1 protein-coding gene is annotated in these 500 nt (G+C 75.4%); it reads right to left on the reverse strand.

Features of this window, described 5'->3' with window-relative positions; all coding sequences use genetic code 11:
- Positions 1 to 61 precede the first annotated feature (61 nt).
- Positions 62 to 500 (reverse strand): ATP-binding cassette domain-containing protein (locus DNK89_RS24980; RefSeq protein ID WP_153064368.1); only part of this gene is annotated, 439 nt, incomplete at its 5' end.

A 500-nucleotide genomic window follows, 5' to 3' on the forward strand; every position in this document is an offset into this window, starting at 1 on the left:
AGCGGCGCCGGCTACGGGCCGGGCGCCGAGCCGACGACCGCCGACGCCACGGCCATCACGCTCAACAAGCGGGCCTGACCCCCGTCAGCGTCACCGTGCGGCCGACGCCGACGGCTTCCAGGAAGTCGGCGTCGTGGCTGACCGCCAGCAGCGCGCCGTCATAGCCGCGCAGGGCGCTCTCGACGGCCTCGATCGACTCCAGGTCGAGGTGGTTGGTCGGCTCGTCGAGGATCAGAAGCTGCGGCGGCGCCGGGCCGCAGAGCACGCAGGCCAGGGCCGCCCGCAGCCGCTCGCCGCCGGACAGCTCGCCGACGCGCCTGTCCCCCGCCTCCGCTCGGAACAGGAACCTGGCCAGGGCCGCGCGGCCGAGGTTGTCGGCGGCGGCGCGATGCAACCGGCGGAAATTGTCGATCAGGCTGTCCTGCGGCCGCAGGATCGCCGCGTGCTGGTCGAGCATGGCCACGCCGCCAGCCCGGACGATCCGTCCCCGCCGCGGCGCC

The organism is Acidovorax sp. ST3, assembly GCF_003231145.1.
In the GTDB taxonomy this organism is placed as follows: Bacteria; Pseudomonadota; Gammaproteobacteria; order Burkholderiales; family Burkholderiaceae_C; genus Acidovorax.